This is a genomic window from Shinella lacus (assembly GCF_010994755.1).
In the GTDB taxonomy this organism is placed as follows: Bacteria; Pseudomonadota; Alphaproteobacteria; order Rhizobiales; family Rhizobiaceae; genus Shinella; species Shinella lacus.
This window is the reverse complement of sequence record NZ_WHSB02000006.1, coordinates 174,415-188,372: the sequence shown is the minus strand read 5'-3', so window position 1 is coordinate 188,372 and position 13,958 is coordinate 174,415. Positions and strand designations below refer to the sequence as shown.

Sequence of the window (13,958 nt, the reverse complement as noted above, 5' to 3'; positions counted from 1 at the left end):
TTCACTGCCTTCGCATTTGTATCACTGAATGATACATCCGTCCATCCACTGCTTATGGCAGCCTACCACCCGCCTCCCCCACCGCCGCCGCCGCCTCCCCCCGAGGAGCCGCCACCGCCGCCGCCGGAGGAAAAGCCGGAGGAGGAGCTTTTTGGTGGGTCGGGGAGCGAGGAGGTCATGGTGCTGGCCATGGAGCCGGCGAAGCCGCCCATCTGGTCGGAGAAGCGGCCGGAGGAAAAGCTGTCGCCGTGATACCAGGCGGGCTGGTAGGCGGCAGCGGCGGCGCCGGCGGCCGCCGCAGCCAGGAGCCAGCGGTCGAAGGTTTGCGACCAGGGTTTTTCGACGCCGAGGGCTACCGCATAGGGCAGCAGCGTTTCGAAGTGGCGGGGCGACATTTCCGGCACGCCGGCCATGTTCATGCGGTCCTTTTCGGCAAGCGTCAGATATTGGCGCAGGCCCTCGATGCCATCCATCAGCTTGCGGCCGAGCGGCGTGGGCGCGCCCATCAGGAAGAAGAAGACGAGATTGGTGACGATGATGCCGCCGACGGCGGCAAAGAGCGGCATCTGGCCGGCGCCAGCGGTCGTCAGGAAGATCGCGACGGTGATGCTGCCGAAGACGGTGAGCGACACGAAGCCGACGAAGGCGGCGATAGCGACGGCGAGGATGCGCGCGCCCAGCGAATTCGCCCGCTTGAAATTCTGCCCGAGCGCCACTGCGAAGATCGACACGAAGACCGAGGCGAAGAGCGGCAGGATGACCAATGCGATGCTGTCCTCCGGCAGCCCGCCGAAGATCAGCAGGCTGGCAAGGCAGGCGAGCGACAGGAGGATGCCGCCGATGACCTGGGGCCAGTTGGCGAGGTAATATTTGCGCCGGTGCTCCTTTTCCATCGCATCGCGAAAATCGCTGCCGAGCGTCTGCACGCGCTTGCCGTTGGCCTTGTCGATGACGAGGCTGGCGCCGGGGCTTTTGAGCGCGTTGAGCAGCACCTTCTCGCTCGTCGGCAATTCACCCTCGACGGGTTTTTCCGTGCGGGTGACGGTGAGCGAGTTTTTCAGGTCCTGAAGCTCGACCAGCCCCTTGACCGCGAGATTGAGGAAGGAGGCGGAAACCGCCGTCCAGCCGCGCCCGCCAAAACCCTTCTCCTCGATATAGTTGACGAGGGCGGGCGACATGCCCTCCGGCGCATCCCAGCGCGGCACGACGACGCCCTCCGGCGGATCGCGGCCGACGGAGAGCCAGGCCCAGAGATAATAGCCGATGACGAGGACGAGGCCGCCGAAGGCGAGGATAAGGCTGCGGTTGTCCTTGAAGAACAGCGCGCGCTCCTCGGCTGCCGTCGGCTTGTCGATGCTGCCGGCCGGCATCTTCACGCCGATCGTCAGGCCCTCCTGCGGCCCAAGTTCCCGCGTCGTATCGAAGGTCGCCTGGTTGCCGCGGTTTTCAGCCCGCGCATTCCTGTCGGTCGCGCCGAAGGGGCCGGTGAAGAAAGTCAATTCCTCCGCATTCACGCCCGGCGGCAGCGTGACCGTCGCGCTCGCCCGGTAGATCGGAAAGGCCCATTCGGTGCCGGTGACGTTCCAGAACAGTTCGTCATGCGTGTCGAAGAAGCGGATCTGCCGCGTCGTCTCGTAGGTCAGGCGGTATTGGTGGAAGCCCGGATCGATGAGCACGTCGGCGGAGCCGAAATAGATGCGGATGCCGCGGCGGATACTCTCCGTGCGGTAGGGTTCCGGGCGGCCATCGCGCTCGACGCTGAGGATCTTGAAGCCCACCTCGCGCTCGCGGCCCTCGGCGTCCACGAAGGTCAGCGGGAAATCGCGGTATATGCCGCGGCGGATCTGGTTGCCCTCGGCATAGACGCGGATCGCCTCCGTCACCGTCAGCGTGCCGTTCTTGGCGACCGTGATATCGGAGTGGTAGCGGTCGAAATATTCTTCCGCCCGGGCCGCGCCTCCGACCAGAAGGCAGAGCCACAGCGTCAGGAGGGCGGCAATCCGCATCATGGAGGACTCCAGGTCTAGAATTTCACGGTCGGCACGGCCCTGTCAGCCGGGTTCTCGATCTCGAAATAGGGCGCCTTCAGGAATTTGAAGAGGCCGGCGACGAGGTTCGAGGGGAAACTCTCGACCTTGACGTTGAGATCGCGCGCCGCACCGTTGTAGTAGCGCCGCGACATCTGGATCTCGCCTTCCAGCGTTTCCAGCGTCTGCTGCAATTCGGCAAAGTTCTGGTTGGCCTTGAGGTCCGGATAGGCCTCGGCGAGCGCGAAGATGCGGCCGAGCGCCTGGCTCAGCATGCCTTCCGCCTGGGCGCGGCCGGCGACGTCGCCGGCAGGCACGGCCTGCGCGCGGTTGCGCAGGTCCACGACGTTTTCCAGCGTCTCCTTTTCGTGCGCGGCATAGCCCTTCACGGTTTCGATGAGGTTGGGGATGAGGTCGGCGCGGCGCTTCAGCTGCACGTCGATGCCGGACCAGGCCTCCTCCTTCACCTGCCGTGCGCGCACGAGGCCGTTGTAGATGATGATGGCGTAGATGACGACCACCGCCGCGATTGCCAGACCGATCATGAGGTTCTCCGCTCCTTCAGTGCGTTCGGCGCGAGCTTAGCATCCGAAGCGCCGCAGGAAAGCCCCGCAAGGCCGGATGAAGCGTCAATTTTCCCAAAGACATCAGCGTCCTGTCACCCCGGGAACCGCGGGAGGACGGGCTTTCATCGATAGTCGCTTCATCAACAACACGAACCCCGAAGCAACCGCCATGAAAGCCCTCGTCCTCACCATCAACGTTCTCGGTTTCACCGCCCTCTTCCTCGCCTACACGATGGGTGCAGCGGTCGACCGTCCGAAGGGTGTACGCCGGGCTCTCCAGACCTATGCCGGCCAGCTCCCGACCGGCACGTTCCCCACCCTGAAGCCCGTCTGGGAACTGGGCGTGAAGGCCTCCACGCTGGCCTGAACGAAAACGCCTCCCCGGCGAAACCGGAGAGGCGAAGGCAGTCGCAATGTTCGCCGTGTCAGATCGAGCGGGTGATGCCGCCGTCGACGCGGATGTTCTGGCCAGTGATATAACCAGCACCGTCGGAGGCGAGGAAGGCGACCGTGGCTGCGACCTCCTCGCTCGTGCCGTAGCGCTTCATCGGCACGCCGTCACGCCGTTCGTCCGTCGCCGGCAGGCTGTCGATCCAGCCGGGCAGCACGTTGTTCATGCGGATGTTTTCGGCCGCGTAGGTATCGGCGAAGACCTTGGTGAAGGAGGCGAGGCCGGCGCGCGCGACGGCGGATGTCGGGAACATGGCGCTCGGCTCGAAGGCCCAGGCGGTCGAGATGTTGATGATCACGCCGGATTTCTGCTTCTGCATGACCGGGGTCACGAGGCGCGTCGGACGCACGGCGTTCAGGAAATAGACGTCGATACCGGCATGCCAGTCCTCGTCGGTCAATTCGAGGATCTGCTTGCGTGGGCCATGGCCGGCGCTGTTGACCAGCACATCAATGCGGCCCCAGCGTTCCAGCGCGCCGTCGACGAGGCGCTTCAAGTCGTCGTTCGACTGGTTGGAGCCTGTGACGCCGAGGCCGCCGAACTCTTCCGCCAGCGCCTCGCCCTTGCCGGAGGACGAAAGCACGGCGATCTTGAAGCCATCCGTCGCCAGCCGCCGCGCCGCAGCCGCGCCCATGCCGCTGCCGCCTGCGGTGATGATTGCCACTTTTTCTACTGCCATCTTCCATCTCCCTGTCGAGAATGCATGGCGGACGAACCGCCTTTCTTCGTGATGTTCCAAGTGATACCATCGGCAGGCCAGGAGCGCGAGCCAGTTCCACGCTCATCATCCAGTAGAAATTCTATCGCATGTCCGACGCCATACGCCGCCTCCCCTCGCTGAATGCCTTGCGTGTTTTCGAGGTCGTGACGCGCCATCTCAATTTCCGGCTCGCCGCCGAGGAGCTCGCCGTCACCCAGGGTGCCGTCGCCCAGCAGGTGCGCGGGCTGGAGGCGGAGCTGGGGCTAAAACTGTTCGATCGCCAGCCGCGCACGCTCGCGCTGACGGAAGCGGGGCGCAGTTATGTCGCCAATGTCCGCCGCGCCTTCGAGCTGATCGCCGAGGCGACGGAGGCCCTGCGGCCGGAGCCGCAGCACCTGACGATCAGCGTCACGCCGACCTTCGCCTCGAAATGGCTGATCCCGCGCCTGCCCGAGTTCACCGCCGCCCATCCCGATATCGACCTGCGCATTCTTGCGACCGACCGGATTTCCAACTTCCAGACGGACGCCGTCGATCTGGCGGTGCGCTACGGCCGCCCGCCCTTCGGTCCAGGGCTCGATGTCGACCTGCTGTTCGAGCAGGTGGTGGTGGCGGTCGGCAGCCCACTCCTCATCGAAAAGCTCGGCAGCCCGGCGCAGGCGGAGGCCTTTGCACGCTATGCGCTGCTGCACGACGCGCATGATTTCTGGCCGCAGTTCCTCGAACAGGTCTTTCCGGAAGGGGCGCCGGCCGCGCCGAAGAACATCCGCTTCAACCAGACGGCGCATGCCATCGAGGCGGCGATTGCCGGCCAGGGGCTGGCGCTGGCGAGCCGGCTTTTCGTCGAGGGGGATATTCGCGACGGCCGTCTGACGCGGCTATTTGCCGTGGAAATGCGGGCGGGGGCGGATTTTTATGCCGTCTCGCCCCGCAAGCCGCGCCATGCGACATCCGTCGCTGCGGTGCGGACCTGGCTTGCGACCGCGGACGGCCGCAAGCGCTAGAAAACGGTCAGGCCGCGTCCTTCGTCCAGTTCACGCCGCCGGCATCCGTCAGCAGGAAGGCCTCGCCGCAGGCCTTGGCCAGCGTGCGCACGCGCAGGATGTAGCTCTGGCGTTCGGTGACCGAGATCACGCCGCGGGCATCGAGCAGGTTGAAAACGTGAGACGCCTTGATGCACTGGTCGTAGGCCGGCAGCACGCATTTGTGCAGACGCTGGTTGTCGGCATCGCCCGGGGCACCGGCGGCCAGAAGCGCCTGGCACTCCTTTTCCGCATCGATGAAATGGCGGTGCAGCATGGCGGTGTCGGCGAATTCGAAGTTGTGTCGGGAATATTCCTGCTCGGCTTGCAGGAAGACGTCGCCGTACGTGATCTTCTCGTCGCCCTCGCGGCCGTTGAAGTTCAGGTCGTAGACGTTGTCGACGCCCTGCACATACATGGCGAGGCGTTCGAGGCCGTAGGTCAGTTCGCCGGCGACGGGCGCGCATTCGATGCCGCAGACCTGCTGGAAATAGGTGAACTGCGAGACTTCCATGCCATCGCACCAGCATTCCCAGCCCAGCCCCCAGGCGCCGAGCGTCGGGCTTTCCCAGTCGTCCTCGACGAAGCGCACATCATGCAGCAGCGGATCGAGGCCGATCGCCGCCAGCGAGCCGAGATAGAGCTCCTGAAGGTTCGACGGGTTCGGCTTCAGGATGACCTGGTACTGGTAATAGTGCTGGAGGCGGTTCGGGTTTTCGCCGTAACGACCATCCGACGGGCGGCGCGAGGGCTGCACATAGGCGGCGCGCCAGGGCCGCGGGCCGAGCGCACGCAGCGTCGTTGCCGGGTGGAACGTGCCGGCGCCCACTTCCATGTCATAGGGCTGAAGCACCGCGCAGCCCTTGTCCGCCCAATAGTTGTGCAGCGTCAGGATAAGCCCCTGGAAGGAGCGCGTCGGGTTCATATGGTCAGGCAGGGCGGCTGAGGTCATCGGTTTCGTCCGGGCATTCTTTGAAAAAGCTGGCGGACTGGTGCCACGATGCGCCGGAAGGGTCAAGGGTTTCGGGCGGCTCACCCGAAACCTCTCAGTGCCGTTCGAGCGAGCGGAACAGGCCGGAGCCGGCGGCCTGGGTGACAGCCTGCACGCGCTGGGGCGCCAGATCCGGCACCTGATGCAGCTGCCGGCGCAGGCCCGCCGGCACGCGGGCACCATACCAGGCAGCGAGCATCGGAAGCTCGCGGCGCAGAGAGCTCTTCGCCTGCCAGCCGAGCGCCTTCAGCGCGCGCGTATCGAGCGGCGGGCGGCCGACATTGTCGGGACGGCCGGCGGTGAAGCTCACGCCGGAGACGGGATCCTGCACCGCATCGAGCACCAGGCGCGCGACGGAGAGGATGTCGTGCAGGTCGTCGCCCGCGACATTGTAGGTGGCGTTTTCCGCGCCGCCGGTCACGACCGTGCGCAGCGCCGAGCAGAAGTCCGTCATGGTGACGAAGGCGCGCGTCTGCATGCCATCACCATGCACCGGCAGCGGGCGGCCGACGGTTGCGAGTTCCAGGAAGCGCGGCAGAAGCTTTTCGGTGTTCTGGCGGGTGCCGACGATGTTGACCGGGCGCAGCACGCGGATATCGAGGCCGAAGGAGCGGCGCAGGCCTGCGATCAACATTTCGGCGGCGGCCTTGGAGGCGCCGTGCGGATTGTCGGGAAGCAGCGGCGCAAGCTCGCCGACCAGCCCGCCATTGCCGGTGCCATAGACTTCCGCCGAGCTGATATGGATCATCAGCGGCACGCGGCGGCGGCCCATCGCCTCCACCAGCACCTGGGTGCCGAGCGCATTGGCGAGCGTAAAGCGTTCCGGCACGGAGAAGGCGCGCTCGACATGGCTTTCGCCGGCCGCATGCACGACGAGGTCGGCATCCTTCAAGACCTCGGTCACGAGATCGAGATTGCCGACGTCGCCTTCCTGGAGCGCTACGCGGCCGGTGCGGAAGGCGGCGTCGAGATGCGACATGTCGGCGGCATAGGTGAAGGAATCGAGCACGCGCACGCGGGCATTCGGGCAATGCTGGAGCAGGTCGTCGACGATATGCGAGCCGACGAAGCCGGCACCGCCCGTCACGACGATGGTGCGGATCCGATCGAGATCGAGCGAGGCCATGGTATACTCCCGTTTCATCGCAGGCGCTTTGCGGGATGCCATCATGGCGACCCTTGCCGTTAGATCGGGCTTCCTGCCCGCGCGGGCAACGCCAACCTTGGGCTGCAAAGGAATAAATGCGGCATTAACCTTACGACGCTTGGTTAATGTCCCGGCGCGGCACGGTGCGAGCTGTAGGCCGCTCCCGCGACGGCACGAAAACGTGCCGAAAGGCTACTCGTCGTCGCGGCGCAGGCGGTATTCGCCGGTTTCCGGATCCTTAACGAGCGTGCCGGTGGCGCCGGTGCGGCGCTCCTCCTCGCTGCGCTTGCGCAACTTGCTCAACCGCTCGGCATCCGCCACGAACTTGCGATAGCCGAACCAGGCAAGGCCGACGACCAGAAGCAGAAAGATGATCTGGGCCATCGCCCCTCCCCTATTCTTTTATTGTGCGCGCTATCAGGAAAGGCCGAAGCGGCCCCAGAGCGCCTTTTCTTCCGCGAGACTGGCCACGGCCGCCACGCCGGCAGAGCCTATACGCTCCGCCACGTCGCCGGAAAGCCCCCCGATGCCCGGCGCCTTGCGGCCAAACAGCCCCTTGGGCGCCGAAACCAGCTCCAGCCGCGTCTTCGGCCCATAACGCCGCTTCAGCTCCGAGCGCATGTCCGAGAGACCATCGACGAGGCCAAGCGCGACACCGCGCCCGCCCGTCCAGAACAGGCCGGAAAACAGGTCCGGATCGTCGGCGAGTTTCGCGCCGCGGCGGTCCTTCACCATGTCGATGAAGACCTGGTGGATTTCGAGCTGGAGGGATTTCAGATATTCGATCTCGTTTTCGCGCTCCGGCTGGAACGGGTCGAGGATCGCCTTGTTGGTGCCGGCGGTATAGACGCGCCGCTCGACGCCGATCTTCTTCAGCATTTCCGGAAAACCGAAGCCGCCGGAAACCACGCCGATCGAACCGACGATCGAGGTGGGATCGGCAAAAATCTCGTCACCGGCCAGCGCGATCATATAGCCGCCGGACGCCGCGACATCCTCGACGAAGACCAGCACGCGCTTGTTCTTTTCCGCCGCAAGTTCGCGGATACGCTGGAAGATCAGCCGCGACTGCACCGGCGAGCCGCCGGGCGAATTGATGGAGATGGCAACCGCCGGCGCATCACGATAGGCAAAAGCCTTTTCCAGTGCCGGCGCGGCAGTCGAAAGATTGAGCGGCGGACGGAACTGGCTACCCGCCGCCATGATCGCCCCTTGCAGCCGGACAACGGGGATCGCGACCCCCTCCTTGCGGAACCTCTTCGGCACCAGCGACTTCAAAAATCCGGCCATCGCGCGATCCTGTCTCCTGTTTCGTTGCCCGGCTGATGTATGCACGACCGGGGAAAACGCAATGGCGAGTGCCGAAATTCAGGGTTTTCGCAGCCGCGGATAGCTTGTGCGGCCGTTGTTGAGATCGTCCACGAAGGGTGTGAAGGCGTGTTGGGGGCCGTCATGCATGACGAGCGGCATGCGCAGAGCGAGGCGGGCACGGGAGCCCTTGATGGCGGTGACGAGGATGCGCAGTGCGCTCTCGCCGGCGCGGGGGTGGATGGGGGTGATCTCGATGCCGCCGAAGCGGCGGCCGCAGGCGGCGATGATCTCGGCGATCGATTCCGGCCGGGCGATGAGCGAGAGCTGGCCGCCGGGTTTTAGGATGGCGCCGGCCGTGCGGATCCAGCGCTCGAAAAGGTCGTCCTCCATCGCATGCGCCTCGGCCTTCAGCGCATCCGGCGTGCGCCGGTCGGCACCGTCGTTGAAGGGTGGATTCATGATGACATGGTCGTGCACGTCGTCGGCAAGACCGGCCGCGACGCGCGCCCTGCCGGCGAGCGAGACATCCGCTTCGATGACCGAGACACGGCCGGCGAAGGCGGCGTTCAGGTCCAGGGCCAGCGACTTGCGGGCGAAATCGGCCATGAGCGCGGAACGCTCGACGAGCAGCACCTCGGCCTTTTCGAGGCGCGCGGCGACGGCGAGACCGGCCGCACCCGCGCCCGCGCCAAGATCCGCCACCCGCATCGGCCTATCGCCGGCAACGAGGGCGGCGAGCAGCATCGCATCCATGCCGGAGCGGTGCCCGATGCCCTTCGGCTGGACGAGATGGAACCGGCCGCGGTGGAAGGCATCGACGGTTTCGGCGATGGCCATCCGCGCATCCGCCTGCTCCTGGCTCACGGCCGCAACTCCGCCGCCAGCCCCGCGTCCCTGAGGATGCGGCGTGCCTCGTCTTCCCGGTCGGCTTCCACCAGGAAGCGGCGCGGCAGCATGCCGAGGGAGCCTTCGAGGATGCTCATCGCCTCGTCGGCGATCAGGCAGTGGATGCCGGCCTCCTTCATCAGGCTTTCCGCGAAGGAAAGCAGGACGACGTCGTTGGTGCGGATCAATTCGATCATACGGGTTCTTTTTCCAGCCATAATTGCCGAGGCGGGACAATTCGCCTCTTGCCGCAGGAAGCCCCGCTTTCTATTGTCTTTCAACAAAAATGAACAGGAGTCCGGGCATTTGGGCGTCGTGATACCGCTTGAAGAAGGCAAAAACAAACAGGCATCGGTGAAGCCGCTCGTCGATCTGACAAAGGCCGACATGGAGCGGGTGAACCAGCTTATCCTGTCGAAAGCCGGCTCCGACGTGCAGATGATCCCGGAGGTCGCCAACCACCTGATCTCTTCGGGCGGCAAGCGCCTGCGCCCCATGCTGACGCTCGCCGCCGCCTCGATGTTCGGCTATGACGGCGACCATCACATCAAGCTCGCGACCAGCGTCGAGTTCATGCACACGGCGACGCTGCTGCATGACGACGTGGTGGACGAAAGCGACCTTCGCCGCGGCAAATCCACCGCGCGCATGATCTGGGGCAACCAGGCGAGCGTGCTCGTCGGCGACTTCCTGCTCGGCCAAGCCTTCAAGATGATGGTCGAGGTCGGGTCGCTGGAAGCGCTCGACGTGCTTTCCACCGCCGCCACCGTGATCGCCGAGGGCGAGGTGCTGCAATTGTCGGTCGCCAAGAACATGGAGACGACCGAGGACGACTATCTTCAGGTCATTCGCGCCAAGACCGCTGCCCTCTTCGCGGCCGCTGCGGAAGTCGGCCCGATCATCGCCAGCACCAATAGGGCCGAGCGCAACGCGCTGAAATCCTACGGCATGAATCTCGGCCTCGCCTTCCAGCTCGTCGACGACGCGCTCGACTACGGCGGCAAGGCGGCCGACCTCGGCAAGAACACCGGCGACGATTTTCGCGAGGGCAAGATCACGCTGCCCGTCATCCTCGCCTGGCGGCGCGGCACGACGGAAGACCGCGCCTTCTGGCGCGAGGCCATCGAGGGCGGCAAGAGCGACGATGCCAACCTGGAGCGCGCTTTCAACCTCATCACCCGCTATGGCGGCCTGACGGACACGATCGCGCGTGCCCAGCACTATGGCATGATCGCGCGCGACGCGCTCGCCCCCCTGCCGGCGAGCCCGTGGAAGGACGCGCTGCTCGAGGTCATCGACTTCTCGATTGCCCGCGTGAGCTGAGCCACGGAAGGTTGAATTCGGTCCGGCAGGATTTTCTTGCCGCACCGCGCCAAAAAAGCCATTCTCTACCGTCATGAGTCCGTGACTGATTTGGGCCTGATCGTGGCCGGATTTGGCGCGACCGGCCTCCGGGGCGAACTCTACACTTTCTGGCGAAAGGCATTTTGATGCGGCATTCCCTTCTCCTTCGGCTTCTCTCCGGCGTGGCGATAGCGGCCAGCATCGTGCTTGCCGGTCCCCTGGCCGGCCCCCAGGCGGCCTATGCGGAGGACAAGCCCGCAGCGGCAGCCGCCGAAGACACGCCGTTCGATCCCTTGAGCGTCAACACCTTCTCCGGCGCGTTCCTGGCCGCCCGCACGGCGGATTTCGACAAGGACTACGAAACCGCCGTCGCGCTCTACAAGATCGCGCTGCAGTTCGACGCCACCAACACCGACGTCAAGCAGCGCCTGATGGTGACGCAGCTGATGAACGGCGACTTCGAGGAAGGCGTGAAGCTCGCCGATGCGCTGCGCAACGACCCGGCCGTCGAGCGCATCACCGCCGTGGTGCGCGGCATGGAGGCGATCCGCAAGCGCGAATACAAGAGTGCTGAAAAGATCCTCGTCTATAACGGTCCGAACGATCTGGACCGCATGATGAACGACCTGCTGCTCGCCTGGGCGAAGTTCGGCGACGGCAAGTCGAAGGACGCCATCAAGCTGATCTCCAGCATGGACGGGCCGGAATGGCTCGCCATCTTCAAGAACTACCATGCCGGCGCGCTCGCCGCCGCGGCCGGCGACAAGGCGACGGCCCGCGCCCGCCTCAACGATGCAGTCCTCGACCGCAATGGCGCCAGCGCCGCGCCGGACACGTTCATCCGCGCCGTCATGGCGCTTGCTCGGCTTGAGGCCCACGAGGGCAACAAGCAGAAGGCGCTCGATGCGATTTCGGTCGGTGACAGCTTCATCACCAGCTACGCGCCGCTGAAGGCGCTGCGCCAGAGCATCGAGGCCGGCGAAAAGCAGGAACAGCAGGTGCGCACGGCAGCCCAAGGCGCCGCTGCGGTGCTGTTCTCGATCGGCGGGGCGCTGAACCGCGAAGGCGCGGAAGACATCGTCTCGCTCTATATGCAGGCGGCGCGCGCGCTCGACCCGGATAGCGACGACATGCTGGTGCTGCTCGGTGGGCTTGCCGAAAACCAGAAGAAGCCGGAACGCGCGATCGAATATTACCGCGCCGTGCCGGAAAAGTCGCCGATGCGGCGCATTTCCGAATTGCAGCTCGGCCTCAACCTCGCCGATACCGGCAAGGTGCCGGAAGCCAAGAAGCACCTCCAGGAGCTGATCGAGGCCGACCCGTCGGATCTCCGCAGCTATCTGGCGCTCGGCAGCGTGCTGTCGGACGCCAAGGATTACAAGGACATGGCGGCGCTCTATGACCGCGCGGTCGAGGCCATCGGCCCGGTGCCGACGCGCAACCACTGGAGCGTCTTCTTCCAGCGCGCCATCGCCTATGAGCGGCTGAAGGAATGGGAAAAGGCCGAGCCGAACTTCCGCAAGGCGCTGGAGCTCAACCCGGAACAGCCGCAGGTGCTGAACTATCTTGGTTATTCCTGGGTCGACATGAACATCAACCTCGACGAGGGGCTGGACATGATCCGCCGCGCCGTCAGCATCAAGCCTGACGACGGCTATATCGTCGACTCGCTCGGCTGGGCCTATTATCGCCTCAACCGCTTTACCGACGCCGTGGCGGAACTGGAGCGTGCGGCGGAGCTGAAGGCCGGCGACCCGACGATCAACGACCATCTGGGTGATGCCTACTGGCGCGTCGGCCGCAAGCTGGAAGCCACCTTCCAGTGGAACCGCGCGCTCGGCCTGAAGCCGGAAGAGGCGGAAATCCCGAAGATCAAGCTGAAGATCGAAAACGGCCTGCCGGAACTCAAGAAGACCGAGCCGGCCTCGGCGGAAGCCAAGGACGAAAAGCCGGTGCAGAACCCCTCGCCGGAAGGCACGGCGGTCGACCGCAAGTCCTGACCGCATGCCTGACGCCGACCCGCTCTCGGGCTTCGCCGTCCTTGAACGGGCGCCTGCCAAGATCAACCTCGCGCTCGCCATCGTCGGCCAGCGCGAGGATGGTTATCATCTCCTCGAAAGCCTCGTGACCTTCACCGCCTATGGCGACCGCATCGGCCTGTCGCCGGCGGCAGAGGATCTCTTCACGCTATCCGGCCGCTTTGCCGAGGCACTTGCGGCCGATGGCGACAACCTCGTCACCCGCGCACGCGACCGGCTGCGGGCCGCGCTGGCGAAGCATGGGCAGTCCGCCCCGCCCGTGCACATCCACCTTGAAAAGAACCTGCCCATCGCATCGGGCATCGGCGGCGGATCGGCGGACGCGGCGGCGACCCTGCGCGGGCTTCTGGCACTCTGGCAGGCGGACCTGCCGAAGGACGAGCGCGACGCCATCGCCATCGGCCTCGGCGCAGATGTGCCGATGTGCCTTGTCGGCCAGCCGCTGATGGCCCGCGGCGTAGGGGACAGCATCACGCCGCTGACCATGCCATCCATGCCGATGGTGCTCGCCAATCCCATGGTCGGCGTTTCGACGCCGGCGGTCTTCAAGGCGCTCGCCTCCAAGCACAATCAACCCTTCGTTCCCGTCACCGGCCGTGAAGGCTGGGTGAGCCTGCTTTCGCGGCTGCGCAACGACCTCGAACCCCCTGCCCGGCAGCTCTGCCCCGACATCGCCGCTCTTTCGGAGAGCCTCTCGGCCACCGGCGCGGATCTCGTGCGCATGTCCGGTTCCGGCGCGACATGCTTCGCGCTATACAAATCGGATGACGCCGCCCAAGCCGCAGCCGCCGATCTTGGCAGGCAGCACCCGCACTGGTTCTTCGTGGCGACCCGCACGATTGGAGCAACCCATGGCACGCATTGACGAGACAAGGCCTTTCATCCCGGTCGGCATCGCCGTGCTTACCGTCTCCGACACGCGCACGCCCGAAACGGACCGCTCCGGAGATACGCTCGTCGCCCGCATCGCCGAAGCCGGCCACCGGCTCGCCGCCCGCGCCATCGTGACGGACGACGTCGCGGCGATCCGTGCGACGGTGGAGGCCTGGACGCGCGACGAGGCGATCGACGTCGTCATCACCACCGGCGGCACGGGTTTTACCGGCCGCGACGTGACGCCGGAGGCGCTGGAGCCGATCTTCGAAAAGCGCATGGACGGCTTTTCCGAAGTCTTCCACCGCATCTCCTATGACAAGATCGGCACCTCGACGATCCAGTCGCGCGCGACCGGCGGCGTCGCGAACGCCACCTTCATCTTCGTGCTGCCGGGCTCGCCCGGCGCCTGCAAGGATGCCTGGGACGGCATTTTGAAGGCGCAGCTCGACTATCGCCACATGCCCTGCAACTTCGTGGAAATCATGCCGCGCCTCGACGAACACCTGAGGCGCACCGCCGGCTGACCTGTTCCTTAGGAGACTGCGCGCGCCCGCATCGCCACCTATGACTTTCCCAGCAATCGAAGAGTTGAGGAGAGA

15 protein-coding genes are annotated in these 13,958 nt (G+C 65.5%); 6 read left to right on the top strand and 9 right to left on the bottom strand.

Annotation, left to right across the window (positions count from 1 at the left end):
* Window positions 1-62 precede the first annotated feature (62 nt).
* Window positions 63-2,009 (bottom strand): DUF2207 domain-containing protein, encoded by a 1,947-nt coding sequence (locus GB927_RS17875; protein ID WP_256118550.1) that lies wholly within the window; start codon window positions 2,007-2,009, stop codon window positions 63-65.
* A 14-nt stretch (window positions 2,010-2,023) separates the two neighbouring features.
* Entirely contained in the window at window positions 2,024-2,572 is a 549-nt protein-coding gene (locus tag GB927_RS17870) for a LemA family protein (protein ID WP_256118549.1), read from the bottom strand.
* 190 nt (window positions 2,573-2,762) lie between these two features.
* Between GB927_RS17870 and GB927_RS17865 the strand changes: the two genes are divergently transcribed.
* Complete coding sequence (locus tag GB927_RS17865; protein WP_256118548.1) at window positions 2,763-2,960, top strand: hypothetical protein; 198 nt, start codon at window positions 2,763-2,765, stop codon at window positions 2,958-2,960.
* A 58-nt stretch (window positions 2,961-3,018) separates the two neighbouring features.
* Here GB927_RS17865 and GB927_RS17860 read toward each other — a convergent pair whose 3' ends face one another.
* Entirely contained in the window at window positions 3,019-3,723 is a 705-nt protein-coding gene (locus GB927_RS17860; RefSeq protein ID WP_256118547.1) for an SDR family oxidoreductase, read from the bottom strand.
* A gap of 128 nt (window positions 3,724-3,851) precedes the next feature.
* Between GB927_RS17860 and gcvA the strand changes: the two genes are divergently transcribed.
* Window positions 3,852-4,748 carry a transcriptional regulator GcvA gene (gene gcvA / locus GB927_RS17855; protein ID WP_256118546.1) on the top strand — a complete coding sequence of 299 codons (897 nt, stop codon included), beginning with the start codon at window positions 3,852-3,854 and terminating at the stop codon, window positions 4,746-4,748.
* A 7-nt stretch (window positions 4,749-4,755) separates the two neighbouring features.
* Here the strand turns inward: gcvA and GB927_RS17850 are convergent, their stop codons facing one another.
* From GB927_RS17850 to GB927_RS17825, 6 genes are all read right to left on the bottom strand, one after another.
* Window positions 4,756-5,718, bottom strand: a complete 963-nt coding sequence (locus GB927_RS17850) for a glycine--tRNA ligase subunit alpha (RefSeq protein WP_256118545.1) — start codon at window positions 5,716-5,718, stop codon at window positions 4,756-4,758.
* 94 nt (window positions 5,719-5,812) lie between these two features.
* Window positions 5,813-6,883 (bottom strand): dTDP-glucose 4,6-dehydratase, encoded by a 1,071-nt coding sequence (locus GB927_RS17845; protein ID WP_256118544.1) that lies wholly within the window; start codon window positions 6,881-6,883, stop codon window positions 5,813-5,815.
* A 213-nt stretch (window positions 6,884-7,096) separates the two neighbouring features.
* On the bottom strand, window positions 7,097-7,288 hold the full coding sequence (locus GB927_RS17840) for a hypothetical protein (RefSeq protein WP_064329246.1): 192 nt from the start codon (window positions 7,286-7,288) through the stop codon (window positions 7,097-7,099).
* 33 nt (window positions 7,289-7,321) lie between these two features.
* Window positions 7,322-8,194 carry a S49 family peptidase gene (locus tag GB927_RS17835; RefSeq protein ID WP_256118543.1) on the bottom strand — a complete coding sequence of 291 codons (873 nt, stop codon included), beginning with the start codon at window positions 8,192-8,194 and terminating at the stop codon, window positions 7,322-7,324.
* Window positions 8,195-8,272: 78 nt separating this feature from the next.
* Window positions 8,273-9,052, bottom strand: coding sequence for a tRNA1(Val) (adenine(37)-N6)-methyltransferase (locus tag GB927_RS17830; protein WP_256118741.1), 780 nt, complete (start codon window positions 9,050-9,052; stop codon window positions 8,273-8,275).
* Between the two features lie 23 nt (window positions 9,053-9,075).
* Window positions 9,076-9,297, bottom strand: a complete 222-nt coding sequence (locus tag GB927_RS17825) for a putative signal transducing protein (protein WP_256118542.1) — start codon at window positions 9,295-9,297, stop codon at window positions 9,076-9,078.
* A 109-nt stretch (window positions 9,298-9,406) separates the two neighbouring features.
* On the opposite strand from GB927_RS17825, the gene GB927_RS17820 reads away from it, so the two are divergent.
* The 4 genes from GB927_RS17820 (at window position 9,407) to moaB (ending at window position 13,883) form a co-directional block, all read left to right on the top strand.
* The gene (locus GB927_RS17820; protein ID WP_256118541.1) at window positions 9,407-10,423 is read left to right on the top strand and encodes a polyprenyl synthetase family protein; all 1,017 of its coding nucleotides are present in this window, start codon (window positions 9,407-9,409) and stop codon (window positions 10,421-10,423) included.
* Window positions 10,424-10,590: 167 nt separating this feature from the next.
* The gene (locus GB927_RS17815; protein WP_256118540.1) at window positions 10,591-12,444 is read left to right on the top strand and encodes a tetratricopeptide repeat protein; all 1,854 of its coding nucleotides are present in this window, start codon (window positions 10,591-10,593) and stop codon (window positions 12,442-12,444) included.
* A 4-nt stretch (window positions 12,445-12,448) separates the two neighbouring features.
* Complete coding sequence (locus GB927_RS17810; protein ID WP_256118538.1) at window positions 12,449-13,348, top strand: 4-(cytidine 5'-diphospho)-2-C-methyl-D-erythritol kinase; 900 nt, start codon at window positions 12,449-12,451, stop codon at window positions 13,346-13,348.
* Window positions 13,335-13,883 (top strand): molybdenum cofactor biosynthesis protein B, encoded by a 549-nt coding sequence (moaB, locus tag GB927_RS17805; protein ID WP_256118537.1) that lies wholly within the window; start codon window positions 13,335-13,337, stop codon window positions 13,881-13,883. The genes GB927_RS17810 and moaB overlap by 14 nt, the downstream gene beginning before the upstream one ends.
* Window positions 13,884-13,958 lie beyond the last annotated feature (75 nt).